The sequence below is a fragment of the Streptomyces sp. NPDC048483 genome (assembly GCF_040651455.1).
GTDB lineage: Bacteria > Actinomycetota > Actinomycetes > Streptomycetales > Streptomycetaceae > Streptomyces.
In genome coordinates, this window is sequence record NZ_JBEZJZ010000057.1 from 22,947 (window position 1) to 37,488 (window position 14,542).

Below are 14,542 nucleotides of genomic sequence, written 5' to 3' on the forward strand. Positions count from 1 at the left end.
GCAGGGCGGGTACGGCATGGCCCTTCACCGCCCGCCCTGCGACGGGATCGGCAGCTCCTACCCTTCGGCGATCGCCCGCAGTGCCGCCATGTGCCGCCGATAGACGGTTCGCCCGTCGGGGGTCAGCGAGAGCCAGGTCCGCGGGCGCCGCCCGACCCGGGCCTTGTGGACGGCCACCAGGCCCGCTTCCTCCAGCGCCGACACCTGCTTGGAAAGCGCCGAGTCGGTGACCTCCACCAGATCTCGTACCCAGCCGAACTCGGCCTTGTCCACCGGAGCCAGGGCAGCCACCACCGACAGCCGAACGGGCGCGTTGAGCAGGGGGGCGAGGGCGTGCCGGGGATGGCTCCCCGCCGGCAGCCCCCCGCTCTCGCCCGTCACGACGACCGCCGCATCTCCAGCCAGGCGCCCGTGGCGAGCGGCAGCGCACACACCACGGCACCCGCGGCCGCGAAGGCCGGACTGTCGACGAAGACCGTGTATCCGAGCGCGAGCGTCAGGCCGAAGGCAACTCCCCAGGACGCCATCAGGACGCCGTGCCGGAGGCCGAAGCCACGGCGCACCACCCGCTGTCGTGCGGCATACACACTCAGCCCCGCCACCAGGAGCGCATTGGCCGGCTGGTACACCATCGGCGCGGCGGAGCCGTGCCACAGGAGAGCCATCGGGAAGAACACCAGTTGCCAGGCCGCGAACGCCCACAGACAGCGCGCGTACCAGCCGCTTCGCGCCCGCGCCGCCTTCTCGAGACCGGCGGCCCGCCGCAGGGTCTCCCCAGCATCGGCACACTCGCTCATGACTCCCCCTTGTTCCCACTGGTCAACTGTTTCCAGAATGGCAAGTACTTGCAAATTTGGCAAGTAACTACGCGAGAGGGGGCCAGGGGAGGTTCCGGCAACCTGACTCAGAGCGCCCCGCTCGCCGAATCCACCAGCTTGCCGCGCACCGCGCGGACGGCCGGCAGCAGCGAGACCGCCCCCGCGACCAGCACCGCGGCGGCGTCGACCAGTGCCAGGGTGCCCAGGGCCGGGCGCTGGGCGATGCCCGTCCCCCAGCCGCTGGTGTGGCCCTGGAGGTTGATGAGCCATTCCGCGGCGGAGAGGCCCAGTACGGTGCCGAGCAGTACGGCGGCCAGGGCGATGAAGACGGTGGCGGCGACGATCACGGCGGCGATCTGGCGTGGGGTCAGGCCCACCGCCCTGAGGGCGAGGAGGTCGCGGCTGCGGTCGCGTACTCCGGCGGCGACCGTGGTCGACAGTTCGGCCAGGCCGATCAGTACGAGGATCGCGATCAGGCCGATGATGACGGCGCGGACCGCCGAGAGCTGGTCGGCGGGGTTGGGGATCTCGCGTACTTCCAGGCGGCCGGCGGATGCGTCGGTCAGGGCGTCGCGGACCGTGGCCGGGTCGGTGCCGTGGCGGAGGACCAGGTGGTAGAAGTCGGGGTGCAGCGCCGGGGCGCCGTCCCGGAGGGTGTCCAGGGCGGTGGAGATGACCCGGCCGCCGTCGGCCGGTTCGATGCTGCGGCCGACGATGTGCAGGACGTGCGGCTGTCCGGCGACGGTCATCCGCACCCAGTCGCCGACCTGGGCGTCGAGGAGGTCGAGCAGGCCCTGGCCGGCGACCGCCTCGTCGGGGCCGTGGGCGGCGCGGCCCGCCACGACGGTAAAGGGGTAGGGGTGGGCGTCCGTACCCAGGCCGCGCAGGGTGATGGTGCCGGTCTGGCCCGGGACGAGGGCCTGGACCTCGGCGCCCGGGTAGGCGGTGACCCGCGGCTGCGCGGCGAGGAGCTGGCGTAGCTGCCGCTCGCCCAGGGTGTCGGAGCGGGCGGTGAGGGCGGCGGGCAGGCCGACGTGCTCGGGGTGGGCGGTGAAGCGGTTCAGGGTGGCCCAGGCGCCCAGGGCGATGGTGATCAGGAGGAGGGGGACGGCCAGCCGGGCGACGGCTGCCGAGGAGCGCAGCGGGCGGTGGAAGGCGCCGCGCCAGCCGAGGACGACGGCCGGTGGGATCCCCAGGCCCAGCGCGCGCCGGGTCGAGCCGGACGGCCGACGGCCGGTGGGGACGGCGGCGCGGGCGACGGGCACCGGCGGCACCCGCCCGGCCCGCCATGCGGCCAGCCAGGTCGCCGAGCCGATGAAGACCACCACGCCGACGGGGACGGCGAAGGGCAGCCAGGTGTGTTCGGGGAGGTCCTGCCACAGGGCCAGCGCCTCCCCGATACGGCCGGGCGCCAGGGGGCCGAGCGCCTGGGTGACCAGCGCGCCGAGCGTGCCGCCGAGCAGGGCGAAGCCCAGGTGCAGGGCGAGGAACATGCGGACCACCTGGCCGGGGGTGAAGCCGATGGCCTTCAGGACGGAGATGTCCCGCAGGTGTCCGCGGACCCGGGTACTGATGGCGCCGCCCACCGCGAGGGCCGCGGCCAGCAGTGCGCCGAGCCCGAAGAGCGCGAGCAGCCGGCCCAGGAGCTGGTTGTCGCCGGCGGCCTCGGCCTTGGCCTGCCGCCAGGTGGAGACATCGGTGATCTGGTCGGCGCCGAGCCGGGTGACCGCCCGCTGGACGACGTAGTCGGTGTCCTCGGGGTCGGCGAGGCGCAGTCCGATGGTTTTGCCGCGCTGGTCGCGCTCCGCGTCCGAGGCGGCGAGGGTCGCGGGCAGCACCCAGGCCACGCCCGGCGTCTCGCCGGCACGGAAGCCGGGCTCGGCGGTGTCCGCGACGCCCACCACCCGCAGTGGCGCGGCGAAGCCGCTCAGCGCGAGGGAGTCGCCCGGTTTGGCCCACATCGCGCGGGCCACCGCGCTGTCCAGGACGATGCCCCGGCCGGTGCCCGCGCGGGTGCCCGCATCGGCGGCCGGGTCGAGCCAGCGGCCCGCGACCACCTGGGGCGCGGCCACCGCCGGGCGCTCAGGTGCGCCGCGCAGCTCCAACGTGGCCTTGGAGCCGCCCAGTTGGAGGCTTGCGGTGGTCCGTACCGTACGGAAGGGCCCGGAGGCGGCGCGTACCTCGTCCAAGTGGGCCAGGGAGGCGGCGGGGGCGTCGGTCTGGGTGTGGATCCATACGTGGGCGCCGGCGGACCGGGTGAAGACCCGCTGCCAGGGGTCGGTGGCGTACCCGAACAGGGCGGTGGCCAGCAGGAGGGAGACGGTGATCCCGGCGGTGGCCAGCACGATGAGGACGGCCGCGGCGCGGTGTGCGCGCAGGTGGGCCCGGGTCCAGCGGGCCGCCGCTCGCACGGGTCAGCCCTTCAGCTTGAGGACGTCGGACACATCGGCCCCGGGGCGGCCGCCGCCCAGGTGCACATCGTCGGCCACCTGGCCGTCGTAGAAGCTGATCACCCGGTCCGCGGCACTCGCCATCCTGGCGTCATGGGTGACCAGCAGGATGGTCTGGCCGCGCCGGTGGAACCGGGCGAGCAGGCGCAGCACCTCACGAGTGCCCTTGCTGTCCAGGCTTCCGGCGGGTTCGTCGGCGAGCAGCAGGCTGGGGGCGTTGACCAGGGCGCGGGCCAGCGCGACGCGCTGCTGCTCGCCGCCGGACAGCTCGCCCGGCGTGCAGTTCTCCTTGCCCGCCAGGCCCAGCTCCTCGAGCAGGTCGACGCGGTCGGCACGGGCCTTCTTCGGGGAACGGCCGGCCAGCAGGGCGGGGAGTTCGACGTTGTCGGCGACTGTGAGGTTGGACACCAGGTTGAAGAACTGGAAGACGACGCCGATGTGGTGCCGGCGCAGTACGGCCCAGCGCGCCTCGCTGGAGGAGTCGACCCGGCGGCCGTCGAGCCAGATGGTGCCGCTGTCGGGGCGGTCGAGGCCGCCGAGGAGGTGGAGAAGGGTGGATTTGCCGGCTCCGGAGGGCCCGGTGACGGCGACGAATTCGCCGCGCCCGATCTCCAGGTCGACGCCGCGTACGGCGTGCACCGGGGCGGCGCCCTCCGGCCGGTGCGTCTTGACCAGGCCGGCTGCCCGCAGTATCGGGCCCGGTATCGCGCCGGACGGCTCGTCCCGGTTCATTCCCACTCCTCTTGGCAGCGTTCCAGCCAGTCGAGATCCGCCTGCAGATGCAGCATGGCGCCCTCGATCAGCAGCTGCGCGACGCGGTTGCCGCGGTCCTCGGCCGCGGCGAGTTTCGACAGATCGCGCATGGTGTTGAGGTAGTGACGGCGCTGCTTGTTGATCAGGGCGATCTGATCGGTGGTCTCGGAGTACGGGGCCAGGGCGAGCTTCATGAAGAATTCGTCCCGGACCCGTGGTTCGGCGGTGGACTGCTCGAACCACGCGTCCACCGTCTCGCGGCCCGCCGCGGTGATCCGGTAGATGCGTTTGTTCGGCCGGTCCGTCTGCTCGACGTCCTCCCCCTCGATCAGGCCCGCCTTCTCGAGCCTGCTCAGGGTGACGTAGATCTGGCCGACGTTCGGCTGAGGGTATGCCGCGCCCAGGAGGTTCTCAAGGGCCTGCTTGAGTTCATAGCCGTGTGCGGGTCCGCCGACCAACAGCGCGAGGAGTGGCAGCCGCACGCCTTCCCTCTCCCTCCCCGCCCGTGGTTGTCGGTCCGTACCCGTCGGTCGGCTGAACTCGTCCGGCCGACGGCCGGTGCGCCGTCGTATATTCCTGCAGAACCGGAGATTCCGGCAGCTCTTCCTGCATTCCTCCAGCTCTTCCTGCGGGACCTAGTATCCCCGCATGGCTAACAGGTATACAGGGGGCCTGCCGTCGGGCCGGTGACCCGTCGGCGCCGGCGCAAGGAGGAGCCCATGCGGTGGAAGCGTGCCGCAGGCCGGGCGCTGCTCGTGTGCTCGCTGCTGTTCGCAGGTATGTCCGGGGCCCAGGGCGGCGAACCGCGTGGTGACGCGGCCGGGCGCGGCCCGCTGACCCTGGTGACCGGCGGCGACCTCACCGGCTATCTGCGCGGGGTCCTCGACGGCTGGAACGCCCGGCACCCCCGCGAGAAGGTCACGCTGGTCGAGCTGCCGGACGCCGCCGACGAGGTGCGCGCCCAGATGGTCTCCGAGCTGCGCTCCGGCAGCGACCGCTTCGACGTGCTGAACATCGATGTGGCATGGACGTCGGAGTTCGCGGCCGCGGGCTGGATCGCCCCGGTGGACGGGCGGCGGTTCCCGCTGCGCCACTTCCTGCCGCCGGTGGTGGACACCGCCACCTTCCGGGGCCGGCTCTACGCCGTCCCTTATGTCACGAATGCCGGTTTGCTCTACTACCGCAAGGACGTACTCGACCGCGAAGGCGTCCGGCCGCCGCGCACCTGGGCGGAGTTGGAACGGCTGGCGAAGACGGTCGCGCCCAAGTACGGGCTGGACGGTTACGCGGGCCAGCTCCTGCCGTACGAGGGACTGACCGCCAATGTCGTCGAGGCCGTGCAGTCGGCGGGCGGCACGGTGCTGGCGGGCGAGGGCGAGCGGGTCACGGTGGACTCCGCAGCGGCGCGGCGCGGGCTGTCGTTCCTGCTCGACGGGGTGCGCGAGGGGTGGATCCCGCGGCGCGCGCTGGAGTTCAAGGAGGAGGAGTCCCGGCAGGCCTTCCAGGACGGCAAGCTGCTGTTCCTGCGGAACTGGCCGTATGCGTACGCACTCGCCCACCCGGGGGCGTCGAAGCTCGCGGGCAAGGTCGGCACCGTACCGCTGCCCGGCCCCGACGGCCAGGGGTCGAGCGTGCTGGGCGGCTCCAACCTGGCGGTCAACAGCCACTCACGGCACCGGAAGACGGCCGCCGATCTGATCTCGTATCTCACGTCCGAGCCGGTGCAGCGCCGGGTGCTCACCGAGGGGGCGCTGCCTCCGGTGTGGGCCGGCCTGTACGCGGAGCCGGAGCTGGTGCGGCGCTTCCCGTCCCTGCCGACGCTGAAGCGCGGCGTGCTGACGGCCCGCCCGCGGCTGAAGAGCCCCCGGTACGACCAGGTGAGCCTGGCGGTGCAGGCCGTGATGCATGACGCGCTGACACACGGGCGCAGCACGGACGCGACGGTCGCACGGCTGAGCCAGGAGCTCAGCGCCATCGTCGGTCGCAGTTGATCAACTTCTTGCTGCTAGTTACACGTTAAGTAGCGCGGCCTTTCCTTATATCTGGTCATACCCAGGCATCTCCCTGTCATTTTCGGCCGCTTCGTTGACACGCAAACGACACGCCTACTTAACATGCATGCATACCAACTGACCGGCGAACTGCAGGCCGCTTCGGCATGCTCAGGTAAGAACGGATCACGGCAGATGCTCACAGCCTCGGCAGGGAACGGCCCCTCGGTCGGACTCGCACCCTCTCCCTTGCTGGCATCGGACACCGCATCCGATGCGGCTCCGGACACGGCACCCGGCACGGCACAGCGCTGGTGGCGGGACGCGGTCATCTACCAGGTGTATGTGCGCAGCTTCCGCGACACCACCGGTGACGGCATCGGCGATCTGGCGGGCGTACGGACCGGGCTGCCGTACCTCAAGAAGCTCGGGGTCGACGGCATCTGGCTCAGCCCGTTCTACCCCTCGCCGCAGCACGACCACGGCTACGACGTAGCTCACTACCGCGAGGTGGACCCCGCCTACGGCGATCTCGCCGAGTTCGACCGCCTGGCGGCCGACGCCCACCGGCTGGGCCTCAAGGTGCTCTTGGACGTCGTGCCCAATCACTGCTCCAGCGAGCACCCGTGGTTCCGTACCGCCCTGGAGGAGGAGCCCGGCGGACCGTTCCGGTCGCTCTTCCACTTCGCGGACGGACGCGGGCCGAACGGCGATCTGCCGCCCAACAACTGGCGGGCGATGTTCGGCGGGCCCGCCTGGTCCCGTACCGAGGACGCGGAGGGCAGGCCCGGCCAGTGGTACCTCCACATGTTCACGCCCGAGCAGCCCGACCTGAACTGGCGTAACCCCGAGGTGGGCGCCGACTTCGAGAAGGTGCTGCGCTTCTGGCTGGACCGCGGGGTCGACGGATTCCGTATCGATGTGGCCGCGGGCCTGTTCAAGCACCCCGAGCTCCCCGACTCCCCCGACCCGTCGGCCGACGAGCGCACCCGTGACTCCGTCAACCCGCTGGCCTGGAACCAGCCCGAGGTCCACGACGTATGGCGCAGCTGGCGGGCGCTGTGCGAGGAGTACACGGCCCGGGACGGCCATGACCGGCTGCTGGTCGGCGAGGTCTCGGTACGGACGCCCGGCGAACAGGCCGCCTATGTCCGGCCCGACGAGCTGCACCAGGCGTTCTTCTTCCATCTGCTGACCGCGCCCTGGGACGTCGACGTCTTCCGCAAGGTGATCTCCGAGGCGCTGACCGACATCGCCGCCACCGGCTCCACCGTCACCTGGGTGCTCAACAACCACGACCAGGTCAGGACCGCCACCCGCTACGCGACCGGGCCCGGCGGCGAGGCCGTCGGGGCGGGCCCGGCGCGGGCCCGCGCGGCCGCGCTGCTGATGCTGGCGCTGCCCGGGGCCGCCTACGTCTACCAGGGCGAGGAGTTGGGGCTGCCCGAGGTCGACGATCTGCCGGACGAGGTCCTCACCGACCCGATCTTCCACCGTACGGGCAGCCGGCAGCACGTCCGGGACGGGTGCCGGGTGCCGCTGCCCTGGTCCGGCCAGGCCGCCCCGTTCGGCTTCAGTTCGGGCGAGGACGGTGCGGGGACGTGGCTGCCGCAGCCCGCGTCCTTCGCCGGGCACACCGCGGACGGGGCGCTGGCCGACACCGGGTCGTTCTGGCACCTGTACCGCGAAGGGCTGCAGCTGCGCCGCACGCTCCCCCAGCTCGGCGAGGGGACGCTGCGCTGGCTGGACTCCCCGCCGCAGGTGCTGGCCTTCGTCCGCGGCGACGGCCTGGTGTGCGCCGTGAACTTCGGCACCGAGCCGGTGCCCGCCCCCGCACCCGGCACCCCCCTGCTGGCCAGCGGCGACTGCCCCGAGGGAACGCTTCCCGGCGCCACCGCGGCCTGGTGGATGCACACACCCGATCCCCGGTAGCGCCGACCCGGCCCACCGCCACCGACCGCCCCGGATACCACCAACCGACCCGACCGCTCCGACCGATGGGAACCACCATGAGACACACCCCAGTACGTCACCTGCGCAACGCCCGCACCGCCATATCCGGCGCCGCCGTGCTCGGCCTGGCGCTCACCGCGACCGCATGTGGCGGCAACGTCTCCCCCGGCGGCGGGAACCAGGAACTCAGCGGCCAGTCGCTGACCGTGGCCGGCGTGTGGACCGGTGTGGAGCAGAAGAACTTCAAGCAGGTGCTGGACGCGTTCTCCGAGAAGACCGGCGCCAAGGTCACGTTCGCCTCCACCGGTGACAATGTCTCGACCGTCGTCGGCAGCCAGATCGAGGGGGGCAACGCCCCCGACGTGGTGATGGTCCCGCAGGTCGGCGTGCTCCAGCAGTTCGCCAAGAAGGGCTGGCTGCAGCCCCTCTCGAAGGAGGTCGGCGCCGCGGCCACCAAGAACTTCGCGCAGGTGTGGAAGGACTACGGCACGGTCGACAAGACCTACTACGGCCTGTACTTCAAGGCCTCCCACAAGTCGACGGTCTGGTACAGCCCGGAGGCGTTCACCCAGGCCGGGGTCAAGCCCGCCACGTCGTACGAGGATCTGCTGAAGTCCGGCCGTACCCTCTCCGACGCGGGCGTGCCGGCCTTCTCCGTCGCCGGTGAGGCGGGCTGGCCGCTCACCGACTGGTTCGAGAACATCTATCTCTCGCAGGCCGGTGCCGAGAAGTACGACAAGCTCGCCGCCCACAAGATTCCGTGGACGGACCCCAGCGTGGTCAAGGCGCTGACCACCCTCGGCAAGCTCTTCGCCGACAAGAACCTGGTGGCCGGCGGCGGTTCGGGTGCGCTGCGGACCGACTTCCCCGAGTCCGTCCAGCAGGTCTTCGGCCCGGAGCCCGAGGCGGCCATGGTCTACGAGGGCGACTTCGTCAGCGCGCTGGTGAAGGACGAGCTCCACAAGGAGGTCGGCAAGGACGCCAAGTTCTTCCCGTTCCCCTCGGTCGACGGCGGCAAGGCGCCGGTGGTCAGCGGCGGTGACGCGGCCGTGGTCCTCAAGGCCGGGAAGAACAAGAAGGCCGCCATGGCGCTGGTGAAGTACCTGGCCTCCCCGGAGGCATCCGCCGTCTGGGCCAAGGCCGGCGGCTACATCTCGCCCAACAAGAAGGTGCCCGCGGGCGATTACCAGGACGAGGTCACCCGTAAGGCGGCCAAGTCGCTGACGGACGCCGGGGACTCCGTGCGGTTCGACATGTCCGACCAGGCGCCCGCGGCCTTCGGCGGCACCCAGGGCGCCGGCGAGTGGAAGCTGCTGCAGGACTTCCTGCGCGACCCCTCGGACCCCAAGGCCACGGCCCAGAAGCTCGAGGCCGCCGCGGCCAAGGCGTACCGCAACTAAGGAATCCCTGCCATGTCTGTCACCACTTCCGAGGCGCCGCCCGCCGAGACGCGCGGCACCCGGCCCGGCCCGCCGGACCCCGCGTCCGGCCGGGCCGGCGCCCCCGGGCGGCGCGCCGCCCGCCGCCGCCGTCTGATCGCGGCCGTGTTCCTGCTGCCCGCCCTGCTGCTGCTGGGCGCGCTCGTCGCGTACCCCATCGTGTTCTCCGTCGTCCGCAGCATGTACGACGCGTCGGGCAGCACCTTTGTCGGCGCCGACAACTACACCGAGATGCTCCAGGACCCGGCGACGCTGCGGGCCATCCGCAACAGTGCGATCTGGGTCGTCTTCGCCCCCGCGCTGCTGACCGGACTCGGCCTGGTCCTGGCCGTTCTGACGGAGAAGATCCGCTGGAAGACGGCGTTCAAGCTGCTGATGTTCATGCCGATGGCGATCTCCTTCCTCGCCGCCGGCATCATCTTCCGGCTCGCCTACGAGCAGGATCCGCAGCGTGGCGTCCTCAACGCGGTCACCGTCGGCATCCACAACAGCGTCCAGGACGACGGCGCCTCCTTCCCGACGGCCAAGACCCGCATCGGTGACAAGCTGCTGGTGAAGGGGAAGGACGGTGCGTACACCACCGCCCGGCGTACGGAACCGGGGCACACCGTCAACCTGGGCCTGGTGGGCGTCGCCCCCAAGGACATGCCCAAGGAGGCCGCGCCCGCCGCGAAGGCCGCCAAGGCCCCGGCGGCCGCCGGCGAACTGCGGGGGGTGGCCTTCCTCGACTTCACCCCCGGTGGCGGCGGCAAGCCGGGCACCGTGGACGGCGCCGAACGCGGCCTGCCCCGGCTCACCGTCGAGGCCGTCGACGCCCACGGCAAGGTGGCGGCGCACGCCACCACCGGGCCGGACGGTTCCTACCGTCTGACGGGTCTCAAGCCGGATGCGTACACCGTCCGCCTCCCCGCCCAGGACTTCGCCCCGCCGTACGAGGGCATCTCCTGGCTCGGCCCGGCGCTGATCACGCCCGCCATCATCGGCGCCTACATGTGGATCTGGACCGGCTTCTCCCTCGTCCTGATCGGCGCGGGTCTCTCGGCGATGCCGCGGGACATCCTGGAGGCCGCCCGGATGGACGGGGCGAACGAGTGGCAGGTGTTCCGCCGGATCACCGTGCCGCTGCTCGCGCCCGCCCTGGGCGTGGTGTTCGTGACGATGGTGATCAACGTGATGAAGGTCTTCGACCTCGTCTACATCATCGCCCCCGGCCCCGTACAGCAGGACGCCAATGTGCTGGCCCTGCAGATGTGGCTGGTCTCCTTCGGCGGCGGCAACAACCAGGGTCTGGGCAGCGCCCTCGGTGTCCTGCTGCTGCTCCTGGTGGTCCCGGCCATGGCCCTCAACATCCGACGTTTCCGCAGGAGCCAGTCATGACCACCGTCCAGCAAGCCGCCGCGCCCCGCCGGCGCACGACGGCACGGCCGGCCAAGCGGCTCACCACCAGCCTGATCCAGGCCGTGCTGATCATCATCGGCCTGGTCTGGCTCACGCCCGCCGCCGGGCTCTTCCTCTCCTCGATGCGTACGGAGGAGGCGAATGCGAGCGGCGGCTGGTGGCAGGCGTTCACCGCTCCCGGCCAGCTGTCGTTCGACAACTACTCGGCACTGCTGAAGGACTCGGGCATCGTCCAGGCCTTCTGGAACACCGTCATGATCTCGGTGCCCACCACGATTCTGGTCGTGGTGATCGCCGCGCTGGCCGGATACGCCTTCGCCTGGCTGGACTTCCCCGGCCGGGACTGGATCTTCCTGCTGGTCGTCGCGATGCTGGTGGTGCCGGTCCAGATCGGACTGCTGCCGGTGGCCAAGATGTTCGGCGCGCTCGGGCTGTTCGGCTCCATCCCCGGCGTGGTCCTCTTCCACACCGCGTACGGCCTGCCCTTCGCCATCTTCCTGCTCCGCAACTTCTTCGCGGAGATCCCCAAGGAGATGCTGGAGGCGGCCCGGATGGACGGCGGCGGGGAGTGGCGGATCTTCTCCCAGCTGGTGCTGCCCCTGGGCCGGCCCGCCATCGCCAGCCTGGCCATCTTCCAGTTCCTGTGGGTGTGGAACGACATGCTCGTCGCCCTGCTCTTCGCCGACAACGCGTCCCAGCCGCTGACGGTGGCCCTGCAGTCGCAGATGCGCCAGTTCGGCAGCAACATCGGGGTGCTGGCGCCCGGCGCATTCCTCTCCCTGATCGTGCCGCTGGTCGTGTTCTTCGCGTTCCAACGGCAGTTCGTGCAGGGGATCATGGCCGGGTCGGTGAAGTAACGGGGCGGCCGGGGCTGCCGGGGCTGCCGGGGCTGCCGGGGCGGCGATCGGGTGAGGATTCGCGCCACGGTACGGAGCGGTGCCCGGGCGGGCGCCCCAGCTCCGTACCGTGGCCTGCGTGGCGGTACCCCACACGGACGGCGCGGCGGACGGCCCGGCGAAGGCGGCGGGCCCGGACCGGCTGATCGCCCTCTCCGACGGGATCTTCGCGATCGCCATGACGCTGCTGGTGCTCGATGTCTCCGTACCCGACGGCCTGGGCCCCCGGGCCTTCGAGACCTCGGTGCACCAGCTGTGGCCCAAAGTCGGCGCCTACGCATTGAGCTTCACCATCCTCGCGGCCTTCTGGCGCGACCACCGCCAGATCTTCCAGTGGGTACGCCAGGTGGACGCCCTGCTGGAGCGTCTGACGCTGCTGGGTCTCGGCGCGATCGCGCTGCTGCCGTTCCCGACCGCCCTGCTCTCCGAGTACTCCTCGCACGCGGTGTCCGTCGCCGTCTACGCCCTTGCCATCGCCGTCATCGACCTGCTGCATCTGGCGCTGTTCCACGTCGTGTGGCGCCGCAGACATCTCCAGGCGCGGCCCGTCGACGACCGGTACGGCCGGGACCTCACCGCCGATCTGGGCACCACCGTCCTGGTCTTCGGCGTATCGGTGCCGCTCGCCTTTGTCTCGCCCGCCGTGGCCATGTGGACCTGGCTCGCGCTGGTGCCGTTGAAGTTCTGGCTCGGGCGACGCGCCCAGGCCCGGAGCGACGAGGCGGACAATGAACGCAGCACACCCTGACCCCGACGAGCAGGATTCCCATGGCCTCGCCCGACGCCTTCCACCCCGACCTCCCGGACGCGGAGGCGCACTCCCAGCCGCTGCGCGCCCGGCTGCACCACATCCGCGCCGACGCCCTTGACGCCGACACCGCCCAGACCGCCGGCATGCGGCGGTTCGCCGCGATCAGCGGGCGGACGGCCGGCGCGGAGCGCATCTGGATGGGGCAGACCCATGTCGCCCCGAAGACCGCCTCCGCCAACCACCACCACGGCGCCTCCGAAACGGCGATCCATGTCGTCAAGGGACACCCGGAGTTCGTCTTCCTCGACGACTCCAGCGGCACCCCCGAGGAGATCCGGCTGCGCACCTCCCCCGGCGACTACGTCTTCGTCCCGCCCTACGTTCCCCACCGCGAGGAGAACCCGAGCCCCGACGAGGAGGCCGTCGTCGTGATCGCCCGGAGCACCCAGGAAGCCGTCGTGGTCAACCTGCCCGAGCTGTACGTGCTCGGTCACGAGCCGCACACCGACTGACCGTCCGGGCTCCGCCCCTAGGCCCTGTCGTCAAACTCCCGCCTGCCTCGCGACGCCTGGCACGCGCGCTCGCTGCGTTGTCGGGCTCATCCCGGTACGCCCAAGTACCGGGATGACCCTCCGCCTTGCGATCGCACGCACCAGACGCCGCGAGGCCCGCCCTCCGGGCGAACGACGGGAGTTTGACGACAGGGCCTAGTCCACCCCCGCGTCCTCCGGTGTGCCCTGGGCCAGTTGGGCCAGTACGTCGAGCGCATCGGCCAGCGCGTCGAGGGGCGGGGAGGCCAGGGCGAGGCGTACGGCATGGGGAGCGTGGGCCGGGCCGACGGCGAAGGCGCCCGAGGGGGTGACCGCGATGCCGCGGCGGGCAGCGGCGGCGACGAAGGTGTCGGCCCGCCAGGGGGCGGGGAGCTGCCACCAGAGGTGGTAGGCGTGCGGGTCGGCCTGGTGCGTGTGCGGGGCGAGGCGTTCGGCGGCGAGGCTCTGGCGGGTGGCGGCGTCGCGGCGCTTTTCCTCCTCGATGGCGGCGGCGGTGCCGTCGGCCATCCAGCGGGTCGCCGCGTCGAGGGCGAAGCGGGCGGCGGTCCAGGTCCCCGACCGGAGGGCCGCCGCGACGTCCTGCGTACGGCCCTCGGGTGTCATCAGGAATCCCACGGTCAGCCCGGGGGCGAGCCGTTTGGACAGGCTGTCGACGACGATGGTGCGCTCGGGGGCCAGGGCCGCGAAGGGGCTGAGGTCGGTGCGGAGGAAGCCGTAGATGGCGTCCTCGATCGCGAAGAGGTCGTGCCGGCGCAGGGTTTCGGCGAGCTGCTCGCGGCGGGGGCCCGGCATGGTGATGCCCAGCGGGTTGTGCAGAGCGGGCTGGAGGTAGACGGCGCGCAGCAAAGGGGCGGCGTCGATCGCTGCGGGGACGAGGCCGTGTTCGTCCATCGCCAGCGGGACGAGAGTGACGCCGAGACGGGCGGCGATGCCCTTCACCAGGGGATAGGTGAGCGATTCGACGCCGAGGCGTTCGCCGGCCGGGACGAGGGTGGCGATGGCCGCCGCGATGGCCTGCCTGCCGTTGCCCGCGAAGAGCAGCTGCCGGGGGTCGGGGGTCCAGCCGCCGCGGGCGAGATGCGCGGCGGCGGCCTGGCGGGCCGGCGCGGTGCCCGCCACGCCGACCGCCTGCAGGGAGGGGGCCAACGCCTCGGCGCGCAGCAGGTGTTGAAGGCTCGCGGCGAGTCGGGCCGGCTGCTCGCGCAGCACCGGGAAGTTCAGTTCCAGATCGATCCGGGCCCCACCCGGCTCGGCCAGCGCGGGCTCGGTCGCCGGGGCCGACGTCCGTACGAAGGTCCCCCGCCCGACCTCCCCCACCGTCAGGCCGCGCCGGGTCAGCTCCCGGTAGACCCGCCCCGCGGTCGACGCCGCGATGCCCCGCCGGCGGGCGTACCGGCGCAGCGGCGGCAGCCGGTCCCCCGGACGGAGCCGGCCCGAGGCGATGTCGGCCGCCAGCTCATCGGCAATCGCGCGGTAGTCGTCCACCAGGCAGCCCCCCCCATTCCTCGCGATGCCACATGGCCACTTGGCCACTTGGGCGCA

The 14,542-nt window shown here is 71.9% G+C and carries 13 protein-coding genes; 7 read left to right on the forward strand and 6 right to left on the reverse strand.

The window, feature by feature from the left end; genetic code table 11:
- Nucleotides 1–57: 57 nt before the first annotated feature.
- From AB0D04_RS25665 to AB0D04_RS25685, 5 genes are all read right to left on the reverse strand, one after another.
- Nucleotides 58–381, reverse strand: coding sequence for a transcriptional regulator (locus tag AB0D04_RS25665; protein ID WP_362707572.1), 324 nt, complete (start codon nucleotides 379–381; stop codon nucleotides 58–60).
- Nucleotides 378–797, reverse strand: coding sequence for a hypothetical protein (locus AB0D04_RS25670; RefSeq protein WP_362707574.1), 420 nt, complete (start codon nucleotides 795–797; stop codon nucleotides 378–380). Before AB0D04_RS25670 ends, AB0D04_RS25665 begins: the two co-directional genes overlap by 4 nt.
- A 107-nt stretch (nucleotides 798–904) precedes the next feature.
- Entirely contained in the window at nucleotides 905–3,229 is a 2,325-nt protein-coding gene (locus AB0D04_RS25675) for an FtsX-like permease family protein (RefSeq protein ID WP_362707577.1), read from the reverse strand.
- A 3-nt stretch (nucleotides 3,230–3,232) separates the two neighbouring features.
- Nucleotides 3,233–4,000, reverse strand: a complete 768-nt coding sequence (locus AB0D04_RS25680) for an ABC transporter ATP-binding protein (RefSeq protein ID WP_362707579.1) — start codon at nucleotides 3,998–4,000, stop codon at nucleotides 3,233–3,235.
- Nucleotides 3,997–4,503 carry a PadR family transcriptional regulator gene (locus AB0D04_RS25685; protein ID WP_362707581.1) on the reverse strand — a complete coding sequence of 169 codons (507 nt, stop codon included), beginning with the start codon at nucleotides 4,501–4,503 and terminating at the stop codon, nucleotides 3,997–3,999. The genes AB0D04_RS25680 and AB0D04_RS25685 overlap by 4 nt, the downstream gene beginning before the upstream one ends.
- Before the next feature lie 237 nt (nucleotides 4,504–4,740).
- Between AB0D04_RS25685 and AB0D04_RS25690 the strand changes: the two genes are divergently transcribed.
- The 7 genes from AB0D04_RS25690 (at nucleotide 4,741) to AB0D04_RS25720 (ending at nucleotide 12,961) form a co-directional block, all read left to right on the forward strand.
- Entirely contained in the window at nucleotides 4,741–6,012 is a 1,272-nt protein-coding gene (locus AB0D04_RS25690; protein ID WP_362707583.1) for an ABC transporter substrate-binding protein, read from the forward strand.
- A gap of 195 nt (nucleotides 6,013–6,207) precedes the next feature.
- Nucleotides 6,208–7,944 carry a glycoside hydrolase family 13 protein gene (locus AB0D04_RS25695; RefSeq protein ID WP_362707585.1) on the forward strand — a complete coding sequence of 579 codons (1,737 nt, stop codon included), beginning with the start codon at nucleotides 6,208–6,210 and terminating at the stop codon, nucleotides 7,942–7,944.
- A 77-nt stretch (nucleotides 7,945–8,021) separates the two neighbouring features.
- Nucleotides 8,022–9,365: an ABC transporter substrate-binding protein gene (locus AB0D04_RS25700; RefSeq protein ID WP_362707588.1), complete on the forward strand. Its 1,344-nt coding sequence runs from the start codon at nucleotides 8,022–8,024 to the stop codon at nucleotides 9,363–9,365.
- 12 nt (nucleotides 9,366–9,377) lie between these two features.
- Nucleotides 9,378–10,781: an ABC transporter permease subunit gene (locus AB0D04_RS25705; protein ID WP_362707591.1), complete on the forward strand. Its 1,404-nt coding sequence runs from the start codon at nucleotides 9,378–9,380 to the stop codon at nucleotides 10,779–10,781.
- Nucleotides 10,778–11,659: a carbohydrate ABC transporter permease gene (locus AB0D04_RS25710; RefSeq protein WP_362707594.1), complete on the forward strand. Its 882-nt coding sequence runs from the start codon at nucleotides 10,778–10,780 to the stop codon at nucleotides 11,657–11,659. Before AB0D04_RS25705 ends, AB0D04_RS25710 begins: the two co-directional genes overlap by 4 nt.
- Nucleotides 11,660–11,777: 118 nt before the next feature.
- The gene (locus AB0D04_RS25715; RefSeq protein WP_362707596.1) at nucleotides 11,778–12,446 is read left to right on the forward strand and encodes a TMEM175 family protein; all 669 of its coding nucleotides are present in this window, start codon (nucleotides 11,778–11,780) and stop codon (nucleotides 12,444–12,446) included.
- A 20-nt stretch (nucleotides 12,447–12,466) separates the two neighbouring features.
- Nucleotides 12,467–12,961: a cupin domain-containing protein gene (locus AB0D04_RS25720; RefSeq protein WP_362707598.1), complete on the forward strand. Its 495-nt coding sequence runs from the start codon at nucleotides 12,467–12,469 to the stop codon at nucleotides 12,959–12,961.
- A gap of 195 nt (nucleotides 12,962–13,156) precedes the next feature.
- Here AB0D04_RS25720 and AB0D04_RS25725 read toward each other — a convergent pair whose 3' ends face one another.
- Nucleotides 13,157–14,485, reverse strand: a complete 1,329-nt coding sequence (locus AB0D04_RS25725) for a PLP-dependent aminotransferase family protein (RefSeq protein WP_362707600.1) — start codon at nucleotides 14,483–14,485, stop codon at nucleotides 13,157–13,159.
- Nucleotides 14,486–14,542 lie beyond the last annotated feature (57 nt).